Genomic DNA, 20951 nt, shown 5'->3' with positions numbered 1-20951 from the left:
TGTTCCCCTTACAGACGTTTTATATGGAAACCGCCATCCACGTCAATATAATTGCCCGTTGTATAAAGAACCTTGTTTGAACAAAACAGGCTCACCATCTGTGCCACATCCTCCGGCTTTCCCCAACGCGCAATGGGCATCCCTCCATTGGCTATCATCCTGTCATACTTATCAGTAACGGCGCTGGTCATATCTGTTGCGATCACGCCCGGACGCACTTCGTTCACAACAATCCCCTCTGATGCCAGACGGTCTGCAAAGAGGGTTGTCAGCATGCAAACCGCTGCCTTGGATATGCAATATTCTCCTCTTGTAATGGAGGAAACTTCTGCTGAACATGAGCCCACATTCACGATATGCCCCTTATTCTCAAATACCTGCTCCTGGCTGATCATCTGCTTTGCCACAAGCTGGGTCAGAAACATAGTTCCCTTTGTATTAATTCCAATTACCCTGTCAAAGCTTTCCTCTGTCATCTCAAGAAGGTCTTTCCTCTCCCTGGGAGCAACCCCTGCATTGTTTACAAGAATATCTATCCTGCCAAAGCGTCCCACACTTTCCTTCACCAGCCGTTCCCTGTCTTCTGCCAGGGCAATGGATCCCTGTACATAATGCCATGTGATCCCACATTTTGTAAGCTGATCCAGAGCTTCCTGATACACCGTCCGGCTTCCTGTGGCCAGAATCACGATCTGGTATCCATCTAACCCTAACTGTCTTGCCACAGCATATCCGATCCCCCGGCTTCCGCCTGTTATTACCGCTGTCTTCTTCATGTGATCTTCCCTCCCTTTTTCTGAAATCAGCCTCTGAAATCAGCGGGCTGATACTTCTTATTTTCCTGAAAATCCCTGTAGAATGGCATAAATATATCAGGATCACGGATCACGCAGCCAGTTGGCTTATGTGCCCTGATCAGGTCCCCGCATTTACCGCAGGTCATACACACCCTCTTTGGATTAATCCTTCCATATCTGATGATCTCATTTGCAAAATCGGGATCCGCAAAGGCCATTCTTCCAAAAAGCATGCCGTCACAAAAACCTTCCTTCACAGCGCCTGCGGTAAACAGATCCGCATATTGTCTCAGGTAAGTAGGTGCAGAGCCATATACCACCATTCCCGGAACAGCATTTTTAACAGTTCCAATCCCCTGGATTATCCTGGCAATCCCTGTTAAAGGATGCTCATCCGGTACATATTTTCCCATGTCGTAAGGTCTGGTCACATGGGTCGTAGCATAAGGATTTCCCATTGTCAGATCGACCATGGCTAATCCATAATCCTCATACAGCTCTTTTACAAGGCGGATCGGTTCAGTAAGATCCGGACTCAGCCCGGAGGTCTGACTCACGCCAAATCCATAGGGATATGCATATCCGTCATAAATTCCCAGTCTGGAGGTCACCTGGAATGTATCGTTCTCATAAACCTTTGCAGCTTGTATGCTATGTTTCAGCAATCTGGTGCGGTTCTCATAACTGCCGCCGTAATTACCCGGTCTCGTGTAGGCGGAAGAAAGTTCGGCCAGAAGATATCCGTGGCAACATTTAATATCCACTGCATCAAAACCAGCTTCTTTGGCCAGCTTTGTAGCTTCACCAAACGCTTCTTCCAGTCCCTTCAAATAATCATCCGTGACAATACAGGAGTCATCGGCAGCCCTGTATTGTTCAAGGTACGGATGGCGGTAGGCGGTCATTGGCGCCGGTCTGTTATCCGGATTAGAATAACGTCCGCTGTGGTTTGCCTGCATGATCAAATACGGTGCATATCCGTTTTTCTTCCTGCCGGCCTCTTTCACTTTTTCAGTCAGGGCCTTATAGTTCTCCAGATTATCCCTTGAAAGAAGCAGCTGTGTCTTTGAGGAGCGCCCTTCTTGCACAATGGAGATTGCCTCAAACCAGATGACGGCACTGCCGCCAATTGCTTCGTTTATATATCTGCGCATGGTATGATCAGATGGCGATCCGTCCGGCATTGAATCCGCCCCCTCCATGGGAGCGATCCCCAGGCGGTTAGGCATTGTTATATGTCTCACCTTAAGCGGTGCTGCAAGAATACCGGTGTCCTCTGCAAAGGGGAGGCAAAGATCCAGTTCATTCAGCTTATTTATTAAATCTTCCAAGCATCCATAATGGAACTTTTCATGTGCCATGATTGTTTTCCTTCCTGTAAAATTGTTTTCTGAATTTACTCGGTGATAAATTTGTATGTTTTTTAAATTTTTTAGAAAAATATGTAAAATCTGTATACCCGCAATCGGATGCAATATCAGAAATGCTCCTGTCTGTCTCTGTAAGCATTGCCTTAGCCCGATTCATCCGCAGAGAAACTGCATAATCCATAAGGCTGTATCCCGTCTCGTCCTTAAAAACATGGGAAATATAGTGCTTGTTCATATATAGGGCAGACGCTACCTTATCAACCGAAATATCCTCGGCATAGTGGTGGTCCAGATAATTGAGCACCTTGTATGCTATGGTTGCGCCCGCTCCTATCTTCATCGCAGAAAGAATATCCGCACACTCTCTGAAAATGGTAATAAACATCCGGCGCAGATCAGCGCCAACATACATCTCCCAATATTGGCGCTTCCCAAGGTACTCCTTTTCCATCTCAAGTATTAATTCATATAAATAGTTCCAGACAGGATCAGTCAGGTGCAGCAGATGTGAAAAATCTGCGGGCCGTTTTATGAAGACGGATATGATTTCCGGATACCGCACTTCATTCTGGAAAAATGTGGGATTAATCTGAATAATATAGCGTTCATATGGATATTCCAGAACCGTAAGTGTATGCTCTTCCAATGTATTGAGCACAATGATCCCGCCTCTTCCAGCTTCATATGTCTTTTCCCCTACCTGATATTCGATCCTTCCCGACAAAAGGAACAGTATCTGATATGTATGTTCATAATGGTGCGGAAGTGTATAATTACAAGAACTATAGCGATGTTCAATCCAGAAATCCTCCATAGGAACCTCCTTACATAATTGTGTACTCCCGGCGTATCCGAGAGCACACGGTTTTCCTATATACAAAAATCATTGTAACATACCTTTACAACATAATATTAAAAAATATAGTTGCAAGCAGAACATTTGCAAGGATTGCAAATGGCTGTGCGGCACCATATCCCGCAGTCGGTTCTTCTGAGCCAATGGAACTGATGGCAGCGCCAAGACCGGGAGCAGAGGTGCACCCGCCTGCGATTGCACCGCTCAAAATGATCCAGTTTAAACCAAATAATTTGCGGCCAATGAAAAAGCTTACAAGCACTGCGGTCATTTCCACAAAAATCGCTGCCACTGCAAGAGCCAGGCCGGAACCCATCAGGGATGTAACTACATCGTACCCATAGCGCAGACCGACTACTGCCATGAAAAATGTCAGCCCCATCTGGTACATGATTCCGAGAGCCTTGGAGTCCATCCTGAAATTCACGGGACCGATCTGGCCAATATAACTTAAGATCAGGGCTGCCAGAAGCACTCCGCCGGCTGCTCCCATTGAAAAACTGCCAAAGCTGCCCAGCGGGATCGTGATGCTCCCCACAATAATACCAATCACAGCAACGAGAGACATCACCATGAAGTTAAGCGGCGGCTCTTTGGCAGTCTTTCCACCCCCGGACACTTCGTTCATTTCTTTTTGATAATTTTCCTTTTCCCGCTCCATATCAATACGGAACAGTTTGGGGAGGGCCGAAAGCATGACAACGATGACCAATACTCCCATAGGAAATGCAACCGTATAGCCCAGGCTGATTGCGGATGAAGCAGCTTCCTTGTACGCTGCAATCTGTTCCTCGTTTAACGCTGCCGTATCTGTTCTTGACAGCGTGCCTGACGGGTCGATCTTCAGCAGCATTTTATCCTTATCTTCCTCCGATGCTTCTTTATAAAGAGTTCCATAATCAACATGCCCGGCTGCATCCAAAGCAGTTCCGTAGCCCGGGGTTGTTGTCATGGAACCGGCATACATTCCAATTGTCTCAAATGGTGTGATGGACTGATTAGAGGACAATACACTTCCATAGAGAACACATGCCACAAGCATGGATACAACCGGAATGGAAATGCCGATCACCACAAACTTCATTCCGTATTTTTTAAATATCGTCCCAATGCTGCTCCCCACCTTCAGCCCGATAGAAACCAAGAACAGCAATAGAAAAAAGGTAAAGAACACCTGCGCCACAACGCCTGTGGACAGAATCCTTTTCGCGTTCGCATATCCCACTCCGCCCTCTGAGACCGTATGAGCCCATCTGGTAGTCAGGTATCCGATGACAATCCCTGTAAATATGCCGCCGGACACTCCCAGAGAAAAACTTTTGATCTTGATCCTTCCAATCAAAAGCCCTGTTGCAATTGAAAGAAACATAAGAAAAAACTGATTCGTCAGAATCGAATTAACGGTTTTTAACATTTGTCAAACCCTCCCCCTATATTATACATGAAATATTCGTTTTGCATTGCCAAATAAAATGGCCGACTGATCTTCCGCCGAGAGATCCAGGCTGTCTATTGCCTTTAAAGTACGGTCAATATAACCCGGCCCTTGTTCCGGGTCAAAAGGCATATCGCTGGCAAACAGGACATGATCTTTTCCGAAAAACTCAATACCGCACCGTATGGCGGCAGCTGAACCAAAAGAAGCTGTATCTACATAAAATTTCTCAAAGGTATCCAGGGGATTGCCTTTCATCCTGGTCCTTGTAAGCTTTTCTTTCAGTTCCGGAGCGGTCCTTCCGCCATACATCTTTAACCCGTTTTCAATTCTCCCTTCCAACATGGGAATCATTGCGCCCACATGGTGCGTAACTATCTTTAAATTTGGGAAATCTTCAAAGATTCCTGCAAATGCGAGCCTGCTTATGGCAACTGTAGTCTGATACGGCCATCCAATCAGAAACCAAAGTTCATACTTTGACGCATCCTCCGCGGGAAATTCCGGTACTTTCTGCCCTCCCACCGGATGGATCAGTATGGGAAGATCTAACGTTTCACATATTTCATAAATAGGCCAGAATTTCTCCTGGTCGATTGCCTCTCCATTCATATGTGCATAAATCTGGACTCCTTTTGCCCCCATGTCTTTGCACCTTTTAATTTCCATGATAGAAGCTGCAACATTGTTAAATGGTATTCCTGCAATAAACCCCTCATAGCTTTCCGGATGTTCATCCGTGATTTTCTTGATCTCATCATTGCCAACCGCAGCAATCCCCGGCGACTGATCCGGGCCTGCAAACAGCTCCACGGGCGGTGACACAATATTGGGGATCTGTTTATATTCCGGAAATTTTGTTATGACGGTCTGACGATACTCCATATCAGACATGGCCCGCATCTTTAACGCTCTCAAAAACATATGTGACTTATTGGGCGATTCTTTCATCGCCAGCTCTGCATACCGCCTGGGCATAAGGTGACAGAATACATCGATTGACTTCATGTTGATTCTCCTTCTCCTGCACTTTCATCAATTCTGATAATGTATGGCCAACTATTATCATCTGTTTCACATGATAATGATACCATTTCCGGATATGGTATTTCTGGTAGAATCCTGTTACAAATATGCATTTTACTGTCATATTATCCGTTTTTATCCCATCTCACAACACGCAAAATGAGCCAGGTCCCAAAAGACCCGGCTCCCCGCACAAACCGATCACATTGCCTTTAAAACAGCCGTCAAAATAGAATCATACTTGTCCTCCGGCGTATCCGTACGGCTTGTCATGATCACCGCATTAGTTGTCCCGTTTAATGTCCCCGCACTGAGTAGTTAAAGTTTTTGTCCAGAGAGGAAAAGGTCCGCCTTGTCTCAGGGACAGGATCCGGCTTTGCCTCTGCCGGACTGTTTTTCACAAAGTATCCCCTGGGAGCTTTAGATGAGGCATACACCAGACCTTCCTGTATCAGCATTTCATAAGCCTTTTTAACCGTGTTGCGGTGGACCTGCAGTTTTTCCACCAGCTGGCGCTCCGAAGGCAGCTTAAATCCGTCCGCCAGCCGGCCTGACAGTATCTGATCCCTTATATTATTGCGCAGCTGTCTGTACAGCGGAGTGCTACTGCCCCGTTTTAACTGGATCTCCATAAATATCCCCTCCCCACGTTTTATCTTCTGAGACACCCCCAAGTCTTGAGATGAACACATCCATCTCCTGGGTCTTCCACTTACATCTGTGATAAAATATCTGCTGGTACATGATAACGTCCAGGTCCCGAACATCCAGCCGGATCAGCTCTCCCCTGCCAATGCTCTCCTCAACGGCAAAACCCGGAAGATAGGAAATCCCCCCATTCTCCTTTAGCATCTTAATGATAAAATCAGTATTGCTGATCTCCACGGAAGGGATCAGTTCCAATTCCTGTGTTTCCAGAAATGAATCCAGCTCTTTCCTGTAATTCTCGTTTTTTTCAGTGAGAAAAAATGGTTCTCCTATCATGTCCTTAAGGCAGATGCTTTTAGGGCGGTCTCCCCAATAGCACGGGGATGTGACAAATACAATGGATTCCCTCCGGTCCATGGCCTTGATCCAATTTTTATTATACCTGGCCCTGTCCAGAAGGTATATCAGATCCAGCTGGTTCTGCTCCAGCATCTCATAAAGTTTCCCAGGCGGCGCTGTTGTGACCTTGATCGGGACCCGGGGATGATTTGCCCTGAAATAGCCGAGCACGGGCGGCAGCTTTGCAAAGCATAAAGACTCCAGCGTACCGATGTGCAGCGGGTTCTTCAGGTCTGTTTCTTCCCTGACGCTCTCCTTTGCCTGGTTGATGTCCTGAAGGATCAGCTGGCTCTGCTCAAGAAAACGCTGTCCCTGGGCGGTCAGTGCGATCTTTCGGCCAAGACGGTCGAACAGTCTGGTATCAAGTTCTTCCTCCAGCAGCCGTATCTGCACCGTCACTGCGGACTGGGAATAACCTAAAAGCTCCGCGGTCTTTGAGAAACTTTCCAGACGGGCCGCCGTGACAAAGGTTTTTAACTGCCTGAATTCCACGTTTCTCCTCCTTTGTTATTAATTTATTTCAATTATATCATAAAATCTATGAAATTGTTTTATTTATTTTCCATGCTACAATAGGTACATAAAGTTGTCCCATGCGCACAAGACACTTCAATTTAATGAAAAAGAGGGGAAATTTATGTCTTTTATCAGTATCTTTGACGTTTTGGGTCCTAATATGGTGGGACCTTCCAGTTCCCACACCGCCGGAGCCTGCTCCATTGGCCTTATGGCCCGAAAATTGCTGGGCGAGCCGGCGCGGGAGGTGGAATTTATCCTTTACGGTTCTTTTGCAAAAACATATAAAGGCCATGGCACGGACCGGGCACTGCTTGGGGGGATCATGGGTTTTTCCACAGATGACGTACGCATTCCAAACGCATATGATCTGGCCGGCGAACAGAACATCACATGGACATTTACCCGCAATGAGATTGAGACGGAGCTCCACCCCAATACAGTGGACATCCATATGACCGGTGTCAGTGGAAAGACGGTTTCACTGAGAGGCGAGTCCATTGGCGGCGGGAAAATACGGATCGTGCGCATAAACGGCATTGAAGTGGATTTTTCAGGCGAATACAATACCCTGATCGTGGTCCACAGGGACTGTATTGGCATGGCTGCCCATATCACAAGCTGTTTAAGCAAAGGAAAGGTCAATATTGCTTTTATGAAACTCTTCCGGGAAGCCAGGGGGAACCGGGCTTACAGCATTGTGGAGTTTGACGGCTCGCTTCCGGAGGCCACACAGCAGAGGATCAAAGAGAATCAGGATGTTGAAAATGTCATGCTGATACAGATACGGGAGGTGGGATGATGGATTTTAAAAATGGAGCGGAGCTGATCCTGCTCTGCGATACATACGGGTGCCCTGTTTCTGAAATCATGAAACACAGGGAGTGCAGCCAGACAGATACCACCCGCGAAGCGCTGGACGAAAGGATGAAGCAGGTTCTCACTATCATGAAAAATGCGGCATCTGAGCCCATCCAAAGGCCGCGCCCTTCCATGGGCGGACTGATCGGCGGCGGAGCCGGGCTGGTGGAACGCCATCTGCGGGAAGGAAAATCCATTTGCGGCGGACTTCTTTCCAGGGCAATCTCTTATGCCATGGCTGTGCTGGAGATTAACAGTTCCATGGGACTGATCGTGGCAGCTCCCACAGCCGGCTCCTCAGGAGTGGTGCCCGGAGTCCTATTAGCCCTTTCAGAGGAACACGACCTCCCTGACAGCACCATCCTTCCGGCACTGTATAATGCCAGCGCCATTGGGTATCTCGCCATGCGGAATGCCACCGTGTCAGGAGCAGTGGGCGGCTGCCAGGCGGAGGTCGGAGTAGCCTCGGCCATGGCTGCCAGCGCGGCAGTGGAGCTTATGGGCGGCACCCCGGCCCAGTGCCTGGAAAGCGCCTCCACCGCACTGATGAACCTTCTGGGTCTGGTGTGCGATCCGGTTGGCGGACTGGTGGAATACCCCTGCCAGAACCGGAATGCCATTGGCGCAGCCAATGCCCTGACATCAGCAGAGCTGGCCCTAAGCGGTGTCCGGCAGTTGATCCCCTTTGATGAGATGCTGGCCGCCATGTACAATGTGGGGAGACGGCTCTCTCCGGATTTCAGGGAAACAGCCATGGGAGGATGCGCGGTCACACCTTCGGGATGTGCGGCATGCGGGGGGTGACGGGGGTAGGGAGCGGGCGGTTCTGTTAGAATTCAGTGGATACATGGCTTCATAGTCCCATGGTAAATCCCGGCCTTCCTCATACCGCCACCGCTTTCGGCATAAACCAGACAAACAGACGGCCGGTGTTCTTCCAGCCGTCTGTTTTATATTTTTATAAAATCAAAACCTGTTTTTTGATAATTCGTAAGCAACATCAACAATCATATCTTCCTGACCGCCCACCATGCCGCGGCGCCCTAATTCTATGAGAATATCTTTGATATCGATACCAAACTGTTTAGCAGCCCGGCGCGCATGGAGCAGGAAGCTGGAATAGACACCTGCATACCCCAGCATAAGGGAATCCGTACGGATTGCCTGCGGGCGATGCATCAGTGGCTCCACTGTTGTCTGAGCCACATTCATCATTTGATAAATATCCGCATGAATATCATAACCCATGCGGTTAAGAACCGCACATAACACTTCCATCTGGGTGTTTCCCGCACCGGCTCCCAGCCCCCTGCATGTTCCGTCAAGATACTCTGCTCCTGCCTCAAGAGCAGCCAGACTGTTCCCCATGGCCAATCCCATATTATTATGGGCATGAAATCCGATTGGAACACTGACCGATTCCTTTAAGGCTGCAATACGCCTGTGCACGTCATTTGGCAACATATATCCGGCAGAATCAGCCAAATTAATATAATCGACTCCCTCTGCTTCAAAAATTCTGGCCTGTTCCACAATCTTCTCAGGTTCTGCCATATGGGACATCATCAGAAATCCAACGACAAACAGGCCTTTACTTTTAGCATACCGTATATGCTGGACCGATACATCCGCTTCAGTAACATGAGTTGCCACCCTCACTGCGCCGATTCCTGTTTCCTCTGCCCGCTTTAAGTTCTCTATAGTGCCTACTCCAGGCAGCAGCAGCACTGTAAGTTTTGCATTTTTGATTACTTCCCCTGCCGCACGCAGCAGTGTAAGTTCATCCACAGCAGAAAATCCGTAGTTAATAGAGGAACCGCCAATTCCATCTCCATGGCTCAATTCTATGAAATCTACCCCTGCCCTATCTAATCCTTCTGCCACTGCTTTTACCTGGTCAACGGTAAAACTATGGCTTACGGCATGGCTGCCATCCCGCAAGGTTGTATCTATAAGCTTAACCTTTCTTCTGATCATACCATTTTACCTCTTTCCACCCAACAGCCTGCCTGCCACCTTTTCAGCTGTTGCCACAGCAGCCTGATTAATAATATCCAGATTCCCGGAATAGGCCGGAAGAAAATCGCCCGCACCTTCCACTTCCACAATAACCGTAACCTTATTTCCATCAAGGACCGGCGGCACCCGCAGGCGGTAGCCGGGAACATAACTTTTTACTTCCTTTACGATTGCTTCTACTGAATCCTTTATCCTTGCCTCATCGGGATTCTTAACCAATGCATAGACTGTGTTAGTCATCATCAACGGAGGATTGGCCGGATTCAATACAATAATGGCCTTTCCTTTATCAGATCCCGCCACTATCTCCAATGCCTTGGATGTGGTCTCTGTAAATTCATCAATATTGGCCCTGGTACCTGGCCCTGCACTCTTTGAAGAAATTGCGGACACGATCTCGGTATATTCCGAATCAGCGACACGATTAATTGCATAAGCGATAGGAACCGTGGCCTGGCCTCCGCAGGTCACCATATTGAAATTATCCGTATCAAACGGAAGGCTGTCCATATTGACACACGGTACCACATAAGGACCAACCGCAGCCGGTGTCATATCCATAACGATCTTCCCTGCTTTCTTTAATATAGGGGCATTATGTAAATGTGCTTTTGCACTGGTTGCATCAAATACAATGCGGATTTCAGTATCTGCAGCTATTGCATCCACGCCCTCAATTGAAGTATCAAATCCCAGTCCTGCGGCCCGCCTGATCCCTTCTGATTCCACAATACCGGCCATCAGCTTCATTTCCAAGCTGCTGCTCTTCATGACCTTATACATTAAATCCGTTCCTATATTGCCCGGACCGATGATACCTACTTTAATTTTTTCCATGAAAATGCCTCCCAAAACTAAAATGTAAACCCTAATACACCATAGACAATCGTTGCCACTGCCGTCATGCTAAATCCGATCAGAGACTCATATGGAATGATCTTAAGCCTTTCCTTGATTGACATCTGCAGCGTTCCTGCACTGATATGGAAGAAACTCCCGTGAGGCAGACAGTCAAACACACAGCAGCCCGCATGAATCATTACAGCTGCCTGGACTGCAGTCACTCCAAATGAAAGGATGGTTGGACCGAAAACCTGGGATGCCACGGTAGCTCCTGCCACACAGGAAGCGGTGGCTCCACCCATAACAATGCCTGACAATGGCGCAAGGATATATCCAGTGTTAAATTACTATTACGAGGAGGAATGTTATGGCAACAACAAAAATCATACAGTCTTTAGAGCGGGCCATGTCCATCTTAGAACTGTTCCAGAATAATGTGGTAGAATTAAGTTTGAAGGATATCTCTGAAAGGCTGGAATTAAATAAAAGTACTACCTTTGGCCTTGTAAACAGTCTGTCCTCCCTTGGGTATCTATTGCAAAATGAAGAGAATCAGAAGTATTGCCTGGGGCCTAAGATATTATCTCTATCCAATGCCCTAAAGATGAATAATGTCCTGATACGGATTGCACATCCTTTTCTTGAACAGCTCTCTCATAAATATCATGAAACAGTACACAGCGCTGTACAGTCTGATAACAGTGTCATTTATCTGGACAAAGTAGAATCGGATTCATCTATTTTTATCAACACTCAAATGGGTGTTAAAAACTACATGTATTGTACCGGTGTAGGAAAATGTCTTTTGTCCTATAAATCGGAAGCACAAATTGACCAGATTCTGTCTTTTCCACTTAAGGCTAAGACTTATAATACGATCACCCAGAGAGATGCGCTTTTACATGAACTGAAACTGAGCAGAGAGCGCGGATATTCTATGGACAATGAAGAGATAGAAATAGGCCTTACATGCATAGGTTTTCCGGTTTTCAAAAGCTTTGAGGAGCCTGGCTTTGCCATCAGTATTTCCGGGGCAACGGGCAGAATTCTGGACAAGCTTCAAAATACTGACCTGATACATGATATGCGGTTAGCTGCCGCGGCAATGTCGCGGCAAATTTATAATTACCAGGCCCATTAATGTATGTCTGGAGGTTTTATTCTCCGCAGATTCATCCAGTATCTAACGAAAGCCGCCATGTATGATCCGGTATCCTGTATCAGGATACCGGATATCCTTTTTTAGAAATAAAAAAATCCCCTAATCCAATACCCAGACCAGGGAATTCAAACAATATATCCTGTTTTATAGCTGGCTGATCTTCAGCCGTTGGCTTTTTTTCCAATTTTTTTAAAAAACCGGCATTCCATAAAAACCTTCCCTCCTCGGCGTAAAAACAGCATACATAGGACCCTTATCCTATTCAGCACAAAATCCTCCACAAACTCATATGTCTCATTAGTAATAGATATTTCTGTCTATTTCTTTAGAAGCCATTCCAAAACATTAATCTGCTTGATACCATTATAGGATGTCAGTGGCGTATAATCCATAGTAAGAAGATACTTGGGATTATGGTCTTTTATTGCATCCAGTGATGAAAGTTCCCGCTTTAGTGTCTGCTCTTCCAATACGGTCTGAGATACTTGATAATATTCTTCCCCTTCGGCGCCAATGGCAATAAAATCAACCTCAGCATCTCCAACTTTTCCTATATGAACTTCATAACCTCGTCTTATAAGTTCCAGGTAAACAATATTTTCTAAGATATGCCCCATATCTGCCTGTTTCGTGCCTAATATAAAATAATGAAGCCCTATATCCGCTGCATAATATTTCGATCCTGTAACGAGATACTGCTTCCCTTTTATATCATATCTTCCTACCTTATATAGAATAAAACTGTCACAAAGAGCAGAGAGATAGTTTTCCACAGTAGGTACGCTGATTTTCCTTCCTGATGATGTCATTGCATTTGCAATCTTAGTGGCGGAACACATATTTCCAATGTTATCAAACATAAATTCCACCACGCTTTGAAGCATAGATGGATCAGATATTTTCTTTCTGGTAACGATATCTTTGAGCAAGATTGTATTGTAAATTCCCTCAAGATAAACTCTGATATCTTGTTTTCTTGCAAGTTCAAGCGTTCCTGGAAAAGAACTGTTTTGTAAATAATTCATATACAGTGCACCTGTATTTGTGTTTCCAGGATATGCTGATATATATTCCTTAAAAGAAAGAGGAAGCATTTTTATCTCAACGTACCTGCCAGAGAGCAATGTGGCAAGTTCTCCGGAAAGCAGGAACGCATTAGACCCCGTAATATATAAATCTACATTTTTCTTTACATAAAGCCAGTCTACTGCTTCCTGGAAATTTTCAACTTGCTGTACTTCATCTAAAAATACATAGTTCTTATTGCTCTTTACCAATTTACTTTCCACATATTGATATAGCTTTTCTGAGGTGCGAATACCACGATAATCACCGTCCTCCAAATTAACGGTTATGATTTGTTCCTCTTCTACTCCATTCTCTTTTAAATAGGACTGATACAATTCAAACATCGTTGACTTACCGCAGCGGCGAATTCCAGTTATTACTTTTATTAGGTTTTTATCTTTAAAACTAATTAAACTTTCAAGATAATCATTTCGTTCAATCATTTGTTACACCTCCCCATAGTTTTTATAAACCAACAATAACATATCTTCTCATTTTTGTAAAGTTTGTAATAAACATTTTACAAAGTTCACCGCTTTGCGAAATTTGTAAGATGTGTTATTATGCTATTTTCTCACTATTGTACGCAAGAAGCACCTTGCTGATGATTTTAATCCGAATGACAATTACAAAAGTATTTTTCCAGGCTGATGTAAATGGTGGGCCCAGTATAAAAAGAGAGAAAAAACGTCCGGCGGCTATCGAAGAACCGCTACCTTAACATATTGAAATCTTTGATGCAAAAAGTGGTACAAAGCGAAAGACAGGATTAACAAATGGAGTGATAAATGTATATAAATAATAGTGGAAATCCGAATAAAATAATGGTAAAATTCGACAAGATACGTATGGAATATTGCCAAATAATTATAAAAGTTCCACAACTGGGAGGGGGTATTTCAAATTGACTTCCAACATACATGACCTTAGAATGAAGACGAAATAAAACAACAATCTCGAGGAGGAATAAGGCATGGATGTAACAAGAAACGATGTGGAACGGATGATCGATGCTTCCCTGGGTGCAACGCCGGCGCCTACCCTGGCACAGGTGGAGGAGTTTGTGCGAAAAACACTGAATTATAACTTTGCCACCACATTGACAGAACCATTTTTCATCCGGGGAAATGCAGACATACTTCACCAGGCAGGCAAGGAACTGGTCAGCGTAATCTCCTATCCCCTGGGCGGTATGACCCATGAAGCAAAACTATACCAGGCGAAACAGGCACTTAAGGACGGAGCGGATGAACTGGACATCTCCATGGATGTCAGCGCCTTTAAATCAGGCAGGTATGATTATGTCAAGGAAGATCTGAAGCCTTTTGTGGATATGATGGAAGGCAGAATCATGAAAATGATTTATTTTGCCAGTCTCTTAACCGAAGACGAACAGCTGCGGGCTGCCGAGATGGCAATTGAATTGGGAATTCCCTATCTTAAGACAAATACAGGCTTCGGGTTTGTCACCACCACAGATCAGGTAAAACTCATCAAAGACCACTACCATGATGCAATAAAGGTTATGACCTCTGGCGGCGTCAGGACCAAGGAAGATGCTATCGCCATGATAGAAGCTGGAGCAGAACGGATTGCAACCAGTTCCGCATTCAAAATTGTAGACAGCTTTCAGGATTGAAACGATTGAGGAGGACAGAAAAATGAATAGAAATGAATTGGCGCGTTATATTGACCAGACAACATTAAAACCTGGAATGAACCATGACTATGTCGCCAAGTTTTGCCGGAATGCAAAGGAGAACCATTTTGCCAGTGTCTGCATACTGCCCAATATGATAGAAACGGCAGCCGAGGCACTGAAGGATTCCGACACAAAGGTGTGCACGGTTATCAGCTTTCCTCTGGGATTTGATTGGCCGGATGTGAAAATCCATGAGACAGAGGACGCCCTTGACAAGGGAGCCCAGGAAATTGACCTGGTAATGAATGTATCTGCGTTAAAGTCTGAGAGATACGACATCATAATTGAGGAACTGGATGGCGTGGTAAAGGCCAGCCATGCCAGGGGGGCAATCGTTAAGCTGATTATTGAGACCCCGCTGCTTACGAATGACCAGATTGTAAAAGCATGTGGCCTTGCGGAGCAGCATGGTGTGGACATAGTCAAGACTTCCACCGGATTTTCGGCTATGCTGCCGCGTTCCACTTCTGTGGATGATGTGAAACTAATCCGCAGCAGCGTAAAGCCTGGGACAGGCATCAAAGCGGCTGGAGGAATCCGCACCACCGCGGATACCCTTGCCATGATTGAGGCAGGGGCTACAAGAATCGGCGCCAGTGCTGGAGAGGAAATCATTGGTGGCCTGTAAAAAGGCGGAGGATCGGGATGCAGAAACTGGTAAGTTTGGATGATATAGAATTAAATGTGTCTGCAGCTGACTGGCAGGATGCGGTCATAAAATCAGGAACCATACTTTTAAATAATGGCTATGTGACCAGGGAATATGTGAATGCCATGGTCCAAACGGTCAAAAACCTTGGGCCGTATATCGTGGTGGCTCCGGGACTGGCAATGCCTCATGCAAGAAGTACCAACGGCGTCATAAAGAGCGGCATTAGTATCATGACATTGTCCCAGCCTGTGGAATTTGGCAATGAGAGCAATGATCCGGTCTACCTGTTAATCGGACTGGCGGGAAGCAATGATGATCTTCATTTAAAAATCATGCAGGCTATTGCCACCATATTTGAAGATGACAGGATGCTGGAACGGATTACAGCGTGTGACCGCCGGGAGATGGTTGCCAGGATATTCAATGATGTGGAGGTGGAGGAATAATGTTACATATTGTTACGATTTGTGGATGCGGCATGGGGAGCAGCGTAATCCTGAAGATGAATGCAGAGAAGGCGCTTAAGGACCTGGGTATAGAGGCTAGACTTGAGGTCAGTGATATTACAACAGGGAAGGGCGCGGCACGCACTGCGGATCTGGTGCTGATAGGAAGGGAACTGGCCTATCTTGTGCAGGACATTGATAAACCGATCATACAGCTTACCAGCTTTGTAAATAAGCAGGAAATAAAGGACAAGCTGCGGGAATATTGCGAAGCAAATGGAATTAAACAGAAATTGTAAGGACTTTGGGAGCAATTCATAATTAAGAAAGGAATCGGACATGGGGAAATTTGAGAATAAAGTAGTAATTGTCACGGGTGCCGGTCAGGGGGCAGGAAAGAAACTTGCGATCCGTTTCTATGAAGAAGGCGCCGTGGTCAGCCTCCTGGATCTTAATGGCCAGAACCTGGATGCCGTAGTAAGAGAAGTGAACCCGGATACCGGCCGTTTTTTGACCTACGCGGTAGATGTCAGCGACAACAGACAAGTGACATCAGCCATCGATGATATAGGCAAACGGTTTGGCCGGATCGATATACTGATTAATAATGCCGGGGTTCTTCACAAGGGTATGATTGAGAGCTCTACGGATACGCATATGAAGCTCATGGTAGATGTAAACCTCATGGGTCCCATGTACTGTACTCACGCCAGCGTGCCTTATATGAAGGAAAATGGTGGAAATATCATCAATGTATCCTCCATCCTGGCAACATTCCCTAATACGGGTTCAGGGGCCTACGGGGCGGCCAAGGCTGGCATGATTGTACTTACAAAGGTCTGGGCAGCTGAATTAGCCCCATACAAGATCCGCGTAAACTGCTATGCGCCGGGCGTATTAAACACCCCAATGGCAGAAGACGTGATTAAAAACAGGGCAGAGAGCAAGCTATGCCAGATACCGCTTCGCAGGTTTGGGGAAACCGATGATGCATTTGACCTGGTCAGCTTCTTCTGCTCGGATCAGGCGAGCTATATTACAGGACAGACCATAGGACTGGATGGAGGAATATGGGCAACCCAGACGCCCACGGCAGCCTGGAAACTGTAAAGGAACGTAGGATGGAGAGGGGGATACTATGAACTTTGCAATTGATTTTATTACCAACGTGCTTGGTAATCCCACGGTAATGTTGGGTATTATAGCATGTATTGGTTTGATGTTTTTAAGAAAGAATGTCAGTGATATTGTCATGGGAACTGTAAAGACTATGATGGGATATCTGATCCTAAGCGCAGGTACAACTATTATTGGTACTCCTATCACCCTGCTGACAACCCTTGTGCAACGGGGGCTGGGCGTGGACGGCGTGCTGCCTCTGTACTGGGTGGTCTATGCCGAGTCCATGGCCAAATTTGGAACGGAAGCCGCATTAATTTTCATCATTGGATTTGTCATTAATATCCTGCTTGCCAAATTTACGCCATGGAAGAATCTGGCCATGACCGTACACCTTCAGCTTTTCTGGGCAGGCTTCATGGCAAGCATTATGGCGGGCTTCGGATTCTCCGGAATCACTTTGATAGCAATCGGCGGCCTTATTTCAGGCGTGTATTACTGGATTGCCACCACCATTTCCGCCCACTACTTAAAGCCTGTGACTACGGAGCATGCTAATTTTGTCCCCAGTGCCATTGCGCTCGTTATTGCCGGAGAAGCCGGAAGGCTGTTTAAGAAGGGTGGAAAATCCACAGAAGAGATTGAATTTCCCAGTTCGCTTAACTGGCTCAAGGACAGTATAATCGCAACCTGCATGGCCGTGCTTGTAATGAATTTTATTTTCACCTTTATTGCCGGCCCCGCGGTTGTAAGAGAGCTGGCCGAAGGAACTCCCTGGATTCTATATGTCCTAATACAGTCACTCACCTTTGGAGGAGGAATCGCAGTCATCCTCTATGGCGTGCGCATGATGCTGGCAGAACTGATTCCCGCATTCTCCGGTGTTGCTGAAAAGCTGCTGCCTAACGCGGTCCTGGGCCTCGACTATCCCACGGTATTCCCTTACGCCGGCACTGCTGTGATGCTGGGTTTCGTATTCAGCCTTTTAGGTTCCATCCTGGCTACTCTGGTTATGGCTTTTACCGGTTTCTCACCGGTTGTGGTACCTGGAGTCCAGATCAACTTTTTTGAAGGAGCACTGGTCGGCGTGTACGCCAATGCCAGGGGAGGCCTTAAAAACTGTATATTCAGCGCTCTTATAACAGGCTTTATACTCCAGTTTGCAGTGGCTCTTACCTTCCCCATGACAGGACATCTCATGGCAACAGGAGGAGCATATGAAGCTATGGACTTTAATACAATCGGATATTTGATTGCAAAGCTCATGTCACTGTTCCACTAAATAAAAATATATGGCAGGCCACGCATTCCGTAACAGAAAATGCAGGCTTGCCTGTTTCTGGATCGGAGGGAAAAATGCAGGAATCCGAACAGTACCTGGAACTGATCCGCAGGGACCCGTTCCTCCGTGCTATGCTGGCTTCATATGAAAATGTTGCTGGCAGCACGGCTGGGAAAGACGTGTTGGACTATGGCTGCGGCTATGGATGGGGCAGCTATCTGCTCTCCTGCCACTGCCGCCGGGTTACGGCATATGACCCGGACCAGGAGCGCATTGAGTTTGCGAGCCGCGTGTTCAGCCGGAAAAACATTCATTTTATCTCTGAAGAAGCATGTCTGTCCGGGAAACATTATGATTTGATCTGCCTTTTCATGGTATTACATAACATTAGGGATTGCGAAGATATATTGATACACCTGCCCGGATATCTGAATCCGGGAGGGATGATTATGTTCAGCTACAAAAGTACATACCGCGCACTTGTGCCGGTTCTGGATCAATGGGCCTGTGACTGCGGCTTTACACTGGCACATTCGAGCCAAAGCTATCTGTCGGATGAAGAATCAGTTGAGGAACGGTGTTATTACAAAAACAGGGATGAGGAATGGTTTTATGCTCTATGAACGATGTGTACGTATAATTGAAATACTGATTCAGTCACGGCAGGCCATGACAACAGGAGAGCTGGCCAGCCTGCTGTCAGTGAGTTCCCGGACCATTCGCAGCGATTTGGATGTTATCGATGAGTGGCTGGGGGGATTTTCGCATGAACCGGTGGTGAGGATTCCGGGAATAGGGATACTGTTAAAGGACATCAATGGGCAGATCCAAATGCATTTGAGGGAAAAAGGGACAGGAGGATATGTAATGTCCTCTGCCGAGAGGGTCCGTTCCATCACGGGATGGCTCCTGTCAGAAGGCTCCTCCACCAGCATTGCCGAAATGGCGGAAAAGCTGCAGGTAAGCGCTGCCACAGTTTCTAATGACCTGCAGAAGGTGAAATCCTGGATGGACCGGTCCTGCATCCATATGGTATCCAAGCCGCACATGGGAATTACGGTGCGGGATACGGAAAATAACATCCGCAGGGGATGCATCATGGTTCTGAGAGAGATGCTGGAGACGGGAACGCACCAGCAGGAGCTGATAGGTATGAGGTTCACACAGGCTGAGAGCCTGCTGCGGAAGTATCAGATGACCTCTTTCTGCAATGTATTAAATGCATGGAGGGAGAAAATCCTGTTTATAATCAGGGAACTTCAGGATAGCGCCCATGTGACCATATCGGACAATGGATTTTGCGCCATGTTCCTATATCTTCTCACCGCATTCACACGCATGGATAGAGGGCATCCAGTCAGTGTGAAAAGACAGACATTTCCCCACATTGAGGTACCATCCGGATTTGACTATAACCGGATCCATGACATGATTCTGGATCAGACTGGACTGGATGCGGATGAAAATGAGATGTTCCTGATCCATGCAGAGTGGATGTCGCTGCGTAAATTTGGTTCCTCCCAGGAAATCAATGTAGAGCATGTCCTGATCGCAAAGGAACTGATTGCCGAAGTAAAGGACTCCCTGGAAATCGAATTTGAAGAAGGGGATGATACTGTTCTGGATCTGGCTGCCCACCTCAGCGTCATGCAGTACCGCCTGTTCCTCAATATACCCGCGGAGCATAATGCTGCGCTGCAGGAGATAGAGGAAACATTCCCCGATGTCTGCCAGGTGGTCAGGCAGAAGCTATGTGCCATCCTCAAAGAACGGCTGGGAACTGTAAACCAGGAAGTGTGCAGCCGGGAAGCGGTATATATTTCTATGTATATTGTTGCCTGCATTCTCAAGAATCCGCTGGAGGCCGCGGTAAAGAAAGATGTAATCATCGTGTGCAACAGTACAGTTGCAACGTCCAGGATACTGGAGAACCGCCTGAAATCCATATTTTCCAATGTAAATGTAGTAAAATCCATATCCTACCACGAGTTCATCAGCGCTGCGCAGCCGCTCTCCTGTGACCTTATCATCTCTACTCTGCCTTTAGAAAGCACACAATACCAATGCGTCACAGTAAATCCCCTTCTTAAGCTGGAAGATATCAACAAGCTCATGGGAATGTTCATGCTAAGGATGCAGAATGTGGACTTCAACAAGTATATCAGCGCCACCATTAACATAGTAGCCCGTTCCTTAGAGCTGAAGCCGGAGGAGCGTATCAAGCTGTCCATCGAGCTAACCCGGGATATCAAAGAGGAGGTACAAGGGCTGGACAAGAGCCACAAGCCGGCCGTGAGGAATCTGCTTGACGAATCTCTGGTGGCGGTGAATGTACATGCAAGGAATTGTTATGACGCTATCCAACTGGCCGGAGATCTGTTAAAGAAAAAAGGATATATCACCCAGAGGCATATTGACGAGATGATACGCATTAAACGGAAGCTGGGCGGCTATATGGTAATTGACAAGGGAGTAGCGCTTCCTCATCTTCTTGCACCGGAGCTTTCTGGCCCATGCATGAGCGTAATTACCCTGGATAAGCCGGTCCGCTTCAACCATGCGGATAATGACCCGGTGGATTTAATTGTCATGCTCCTGTCAAATCATAACACAGCCCACATAAAGGTCCTGGAGGAACTGGTGGACCTGCTGGGGGATGCAAAAAAACGGGAGGCAATCCGTTTATCCACCAGTGCCTATGAACTTTTGAGCATCATAAGCTAACATCGGCCGCCGCTCTTGTAGAGAGT

The 20951-nt window shown here is 46.6% G+C and carries 22 protein-coding genes; 11 read left to right on the top strand and 11 right to left on the bottom strand.

What is annotated here, in order from left to right; translation table 11 throughout:
• Positions 1–8: 8 nt before the first annotated feature.
• The 7 genes from CLFS41_RS25790 to CLFS41_RS25760 form a co-directional block, all read right to left on the bottom strand.
• Positions 9–776, bottom strand: a complete 768-nt coding sequence (locus tag CLFS41_RS25790) for a 3-ketoacyl-ACP reductase (protein WP_007859375.1) — start codon at positions 774–776, stop codon at positions 9–11.
• Positions 777–802: 26 nt separating this feature from the next.
• Complete coding sequence (locus CLFS41_RS25785) at positions 803–2158, bottom strand: hypothetical protein (RefSeq protein WP_045093953.1); 1356 nt, start codon at positions 2156–2158, stop codon at positions 803–805.
• A complete protein-coding gene (locus tag CLFS41_RS29180; protein WP_007859377.1) occupies positions 2148–2981 on the bottom strand; it encodes a helix-turn-helix domain-containing protein in 834 nt (277 codons plus the stop codon). Before CLFS41_RS29180 ends, CLFS41_RS25785 begins: the two co-directional genes overlap by 11 nt.
• Positions 2982–3066: 85 nt before the next feature.
• On the bottom strand, positions 3067–4437 hold the full coding sequence (locus tag CLFS41_RS25775; RefSeq protein WP_007859378.1) for a hypothetical protein: 1371 nt from the start codon (positions 4435–4437) through the stop codon (positions 3067–3069).
• A 21-nt stretch (positions 4438–4458) separates the two neighbouring features.
• A complete protein-coding gene (locus CLFS41_RS25770; RefSeq protein WP_045093952.1) occupies positions 4459–5466 on the bottom strand; it encodes an amidohydrolase family protein in 1008 nt (335 codons plus the stop codon).
• A 314-nt stretch (positions 5467–5780) separates the two neighbouring features.
• The gene (locus tag CLFS41_RS25765) at positions 5781–6116 is read right to left on the bottom strand and encodes a GntR family transcriptional regulator (protein WP_007859380.1); all 336 of its coding nucleotides are present in this window, start codon (positions 6114–6116) and stop codon (positions 5781–5783) included.
• Positions 6088–7023 (bottom strand): LysR family transcriptional regulator, encoded by a 936-nt coding sequence (locus tag CLFS41_RS25760; RefSeq protein ID WP_045093951.1) that lies wholly within the window; start codon positions 7021–7023, stop codon positions 6088–6090. The genes CLFS41_RS25765 and CLFS41_RS25760 overlap by 29 nt, the downstream gene beginning before the upstream one ends.
• A gap of 145 nt (positions 7024–7168) precedes the next feature.
• Here CLFS41_RS25760 and sdaAB point away from each other — a divergent pair, with 145 nt between their 5' ends.
• Positions 7169–7849, top strand: a complete 681-nt coding sequence (gene sdaAB / locus CLFS41_RS25755) for an L-serine ammonia-lyase, iron-sulfur-dependent subunit beta (protein ID WP_045093950.1) — start codon at positions 7169–7171, stop codon at positions 7847–7849.
• A complete protein-coding gene (sdaAA, locus tag CLFS41_RS25750) occupies positions 7849–8712 on the top strand; it encodes an L-serine ammonia-lyase, iron-sulfur-dependent, subunit alpha (protein WP_045093949.1) in 864 nt (287 codons plus the stop codon). Before sdaAB ends, sdaAA begins: the two co-directional genes overlap by 1 nt.
• 162 nt (positions 8713–8874) lie before the next feature.
• On the opposite strand, the gene dmpG is transcribed toward sdaAA, so the two are convergent.
• The 3 genes from dmpG to CLFS41_RS25735 are packed head-to-tail and all read right to left on the bottom strand — an operon-like array spanning position 8875 to position 11072.
• Positions 8875–9885, bottom strand: coding sequence for a 4-hydroxy-2-oxovalerate aldolase (dmpG, locus tag CLFS41_RS25745; RefSeq protein ID WP_007859390.1), 1011 nt, complete (start codon positions 9883–9885; stop codon positions 8875–8877).
• Positions 9886–9891: 6 nt separating this feature from the next.
• Positions 9892–10764 (bottom strand): acetaldehyde dehydrogenase (acetylating), encoded by an 873-nt coding sequence (locus CLFS41_RS25740; protein WP_007859392.1) that lies wholly within the window; start codon positions 10762–10764, stop codon positions 9892–9894.
• A gap of 17 nt (positions 10765–10781) precedes the next feature.
• Positions 10782–11072: a hypothetical protein gene (locus CLFS41_RS25735; RefSeq protein WP_045093948.1), complete on the bottom strand. Its 291-nt coding sequence runs from the start codon at positions 11070–11072 to the stop codon at positions 10782–10784.
• Positions 11073–11137: 65 nt separating this feature from the next.
• Here CLFS41_RS25735 and CLFS41_RS29635 point away from each other — a divergent pair, with 65 nt between their 5' ends.
• Positions 11138–11911, top strand: a complete 774-nt coding sequence (locus CLFS41_RS29635; RefSeq protein ID WP_007859397.1) for an IclR family transcriptional regulator — start codon at positions 11138–11140, stop codon at positions 11909–11911.
• 338 nt (positions 11912–12249) lie between these two features.
• Here the strand turns inward: CLFS41_RS29635 and CLFS41_RS25725 are convergent, their stop codons facing one another.
• Positions 12250–13443, bottom strand: a complete 1194-nt coding sequence (locus CLFS41_RS25725) for an ATP-binding protein (protein ID WP_045093947.1) — start codon at positions 13441–13443, stop codon at positions 12250–12252.
• A 530-nt stretch (positions 13444–13973) separates the two neighbouring features.
• Between CLFS41_RS25725 and deoC (CLFS41_RS25720) the strand changes: the two genes are divergently transcribed.
• The 8 genes from deoC (CLFS41_RS25720) to CLFS41_RS25685 all read left to right on the top strand — a co-directional run bounded on the left by deoC (CLFS41_RS25720) (position 13974) and on the right by CLFS41_RS25685 (position 20925).
• Positions 13974–14639, top strand: coding sequence for a deoxyribose-phosphate aldolase (gene deoC, locus CLFS41_RS25720; RefSeq protein ID WP_007859399.1), 666 nt, complete (start codon positions 13974–13976; stop codon positions 14637–14639).
• A gap of 22 nt (positions 14640–14661) precedes the next feature.
• A complete protein-coding gene (gene deoC / locus CLFS41_RS25715; RefSeq protein WP_007859400.1) occupies positions 14662–15330 on the top strand; it encodes a deoxyribose-phosphate aldolase in 669 nt (222 codons plus the stop codon).
• 17 nt (positions 15331–15347) lie between these two features.
• The gene (locus tag CLFS41_RS25710; protein WP_007859401.1) at positions 15348–15800 is read left to right on the top strand and encodes a PTS sugar transporter subunit IIA; all 453 of its coding nucleotides are present in this window, start codon (positions 15348–15350) and stop codon (positions 15798–15800) included.
• Positions 15800–16099, top strand: a complete 300-nt coding sequence (locus CLFS41_RS25705) for a PTS sugar transporter subunit IIB (RefSeq protein ID WP_007859402.1) — start codon at positions 15800–15802, stop codon at positions 16097–16099. The genes CLFS41_RS25710 and CLFS41_RS25705 overlap by 1 nt, the downstream gene beginning before the upstream one ends.
• A gap of 40 nt (positions 16100–16139) precedes the next feature.
• Positions 16140–16910 (top strand): SDR family NAD(P)-dependent oxidoreductase, encoded by a 771-nt coding sequence (locus tag CLFS41_RS25700; protein ID WP_045093946.1) that lies wholly within the window; start codon positions 16140–16142, stop codon positions 16908–16910.
• Positions 16911–16938: 28 nt separating this feature from the next.
• The gene (locus tag CLFS41_RS25695; protein WP_045093945.1) at positions 16939–18201 is read left to right on the top strand and encodes a PTS ascorbate transporter subunit IIC; all 1263 of its coding nucleotides are present in this window, start codon (positions 16939–16941) and stop codon (positions 18199–18201) included.
• A gap of 74 nt (positions 18202–18275) precedes the next feature.
• Complete coding sequence (locus CLFS41_RS25690) at positions 18276–18824, top strand: class I SAM-dependent methyltransferase (RefSeq protein ID WP_045093944.1); 549 nt, start codon at positions 18276–18278, stop codon at positions 18822–18824.
• Positions 18814–20925 carry a PTS sugar transporter subunit IIA gene (locus CLFS41_RS25685; RefSeq protein ID WP_045093943.1) on the top strand — a complete coding sequence of 704 codons (2112 nt, stop codon included), beginning with the start codon at positions 18814–18816 and terminating at the stop codon, positions 20923–20925. Before CLFS41_RS25690 ends, CLFS41_RS25685 begins: the two co-directional genes overlap by 11 nt.
• Positions 20926–20951: the final 26 nt, after the last annotated feature.

The sequence above is a fragment of the Clostridium sp. FS41 genome, assembly GCF_000954015.1.
Taxonomy (GTDB): Bacteria; Bacillota; Clostridia; order Lachnospirales; family Lachnospiraceae; genus Enterocloster; species Enterocloster citroniae.
The sequence above is the reverse complement of the archived record's forward strand: the minus strand, read 5'-3'. Positions and strand labels throughout refer to the sequence as shown.

What these genes read in the sequence shown, in the direction of transcription:
- CLFS41_RS25790 (WP_007859375.1), bottom strand. Translation starts at nt 776, where the DNA reads ATGAAGAAGACAGCGGTAATAACAGGCGGAAGCCGGGGGATCGGATAT.
- CLFS41_RS25785 (WP_045093953.1), bottom strand. Translation starts at nt 2,158, where the DNA reads ATGGCACATGAAAAGTTCCATTATGGATGCTTGGAAGATTTAATAAAT.
- CLFS41_RS29180 (WP_007859377.1), bottom strand. Translation starts at nt 2,981, where the DNA reads ATGGAGGATTTCTGGATTGAACATCGCTATAGTTCTTGTAATTATACA.
- CLFS41_RS25775 (WP_007859378.1), bottom strand. Translation starts at nt 4,437, where the DNA reads ATGTTAAAAACCGTTAATTCGATTCTGACGAATCAGTTTTTTCTTATG.
- CLFS41_RS25770 (WP_045093952.1), bottom strand. Translation starts at nt 5,466, where the DNA reads ATGAAGTCAATCGATGTATTCTGTCACCTTATGCCCAGGCGGTATGCA.
- CLFS41_RS25765 (WP_007859380.1), bottom strand. Translation starts at nt 6,116, where the DNA reads ATGGAGATCCAGTTAAAACGGGGCAGTAGCACTCCGCTGTACAGACAG.
- sdaAB (WP_045093950.1), top strand. Translation starts at nt 7,169, where the DNA reads ATGTCTTTTATCAGTATCTTTGACGTTTTGGGTCCTAATATGGTGGGA.
- sdaAA (WP_045093949.1), top strand. Translation starts at nt 7,849, where the DNA reads ATGGATTTTAAAAATGGAGCGGAGCTGATCCTGCTCTGCGATACATAC.
- dmpG (WP_007859390.1), bottom strand. Translation starts at nt 9,885, where the DNA reads ATGATCAGAAGAAAGGTTAAGCTTATAGATACAACCTTGCGGGATGGC.
- CLFS41_RS25740 (WP_007859392.1), bottom strand. Translation starts at nt 10,764, where the DNA reads ATGGAAAAAATTAAAGTAGGTATCATCGGTCCGGGCAATATAGGAACG.
- CLFS41_RS25735 (WP_045093948.1), bottom strand. Translation starts at nt 11,072, where the DNA reads ATGGGTGGAGCCACCGCTTCCTGTGTGGCAGGAGCTACCGTGGCATCC.
- CLFS41_RS29635 (WP_007859397.1), top strand. Translation starts at nt 11,138, where the DNA reads ATGGCAACAACAAAAATCATACAGTCTTTAGAGCGGGCCATGTCCATC.
- CLFS41_RS25725 (WP_045093947.1), bottom strand. Translation starts at nt 13,443, where the DNA reads ATGATTGAACGAAATGATTATCTTGAAAGTTTAATTAGTTTTAAAGAT.
- deoC (WP_007859399.1), top strand. Translation starts at nt 13,974, where the DNA reads ATGGATGTAACAAGAAACGATGTGGAACGGATGATCGATGCTTCCCTG.
- deoC (WP_007859400.1), top strand. Translation starts at nt 14,662, where the DNA reads ATGAATAGAAATGAATTGGCGCGTTATATTGACCAGACAACATTAAAA.
- CLFS41_RS25710 (WP_007859401.1), top strand. Translation starts at nt 15,348, where the DNA reads ATGCAGAAACTGGTAAGTTTGGATGATATAGAATTAAATGTGTCTGCA.
- CLFS41_RS25705 (WP_007859402.1), top strand. Translation starts at nt 15,800, where the DNA reads ATGTTACATATTGTTACGATTTGTGGATGCGGCATGGGGAGCAGCGTA.
- CLFS41_RS25700 (WP_045093946.1), top strand. Translation starts at nt 16,140, where the DNA reads ATGGGGAAATTTGAGAATAAAGTAGTAATTGTCACGGGTGCCGGTCAG.
- CLFS41_RS25695 (WP_045093945.1), top strand. Translation starts at nt 16,939, where the DNA reads ATGAACTTTGCAATTGATTTTATTACCAACGTGCTTGGTAATCCCACG.
- CLFS41_RS25690 (WP_045093944.1), top strand. Translation starts at nt 18,276, where the DNA reads ATGCAGGAATCCGAACAGTACCTGGAACTGATCCGCAGGGACCCGTTC.
- CLFS41_RS25685 (WP_045093943.1), top strand. Translation starts at nt 18,814, where the DNA reads ATGCTCTATGAACGATGTGTACGTATAATTGAAATACTGATTCAGTCA.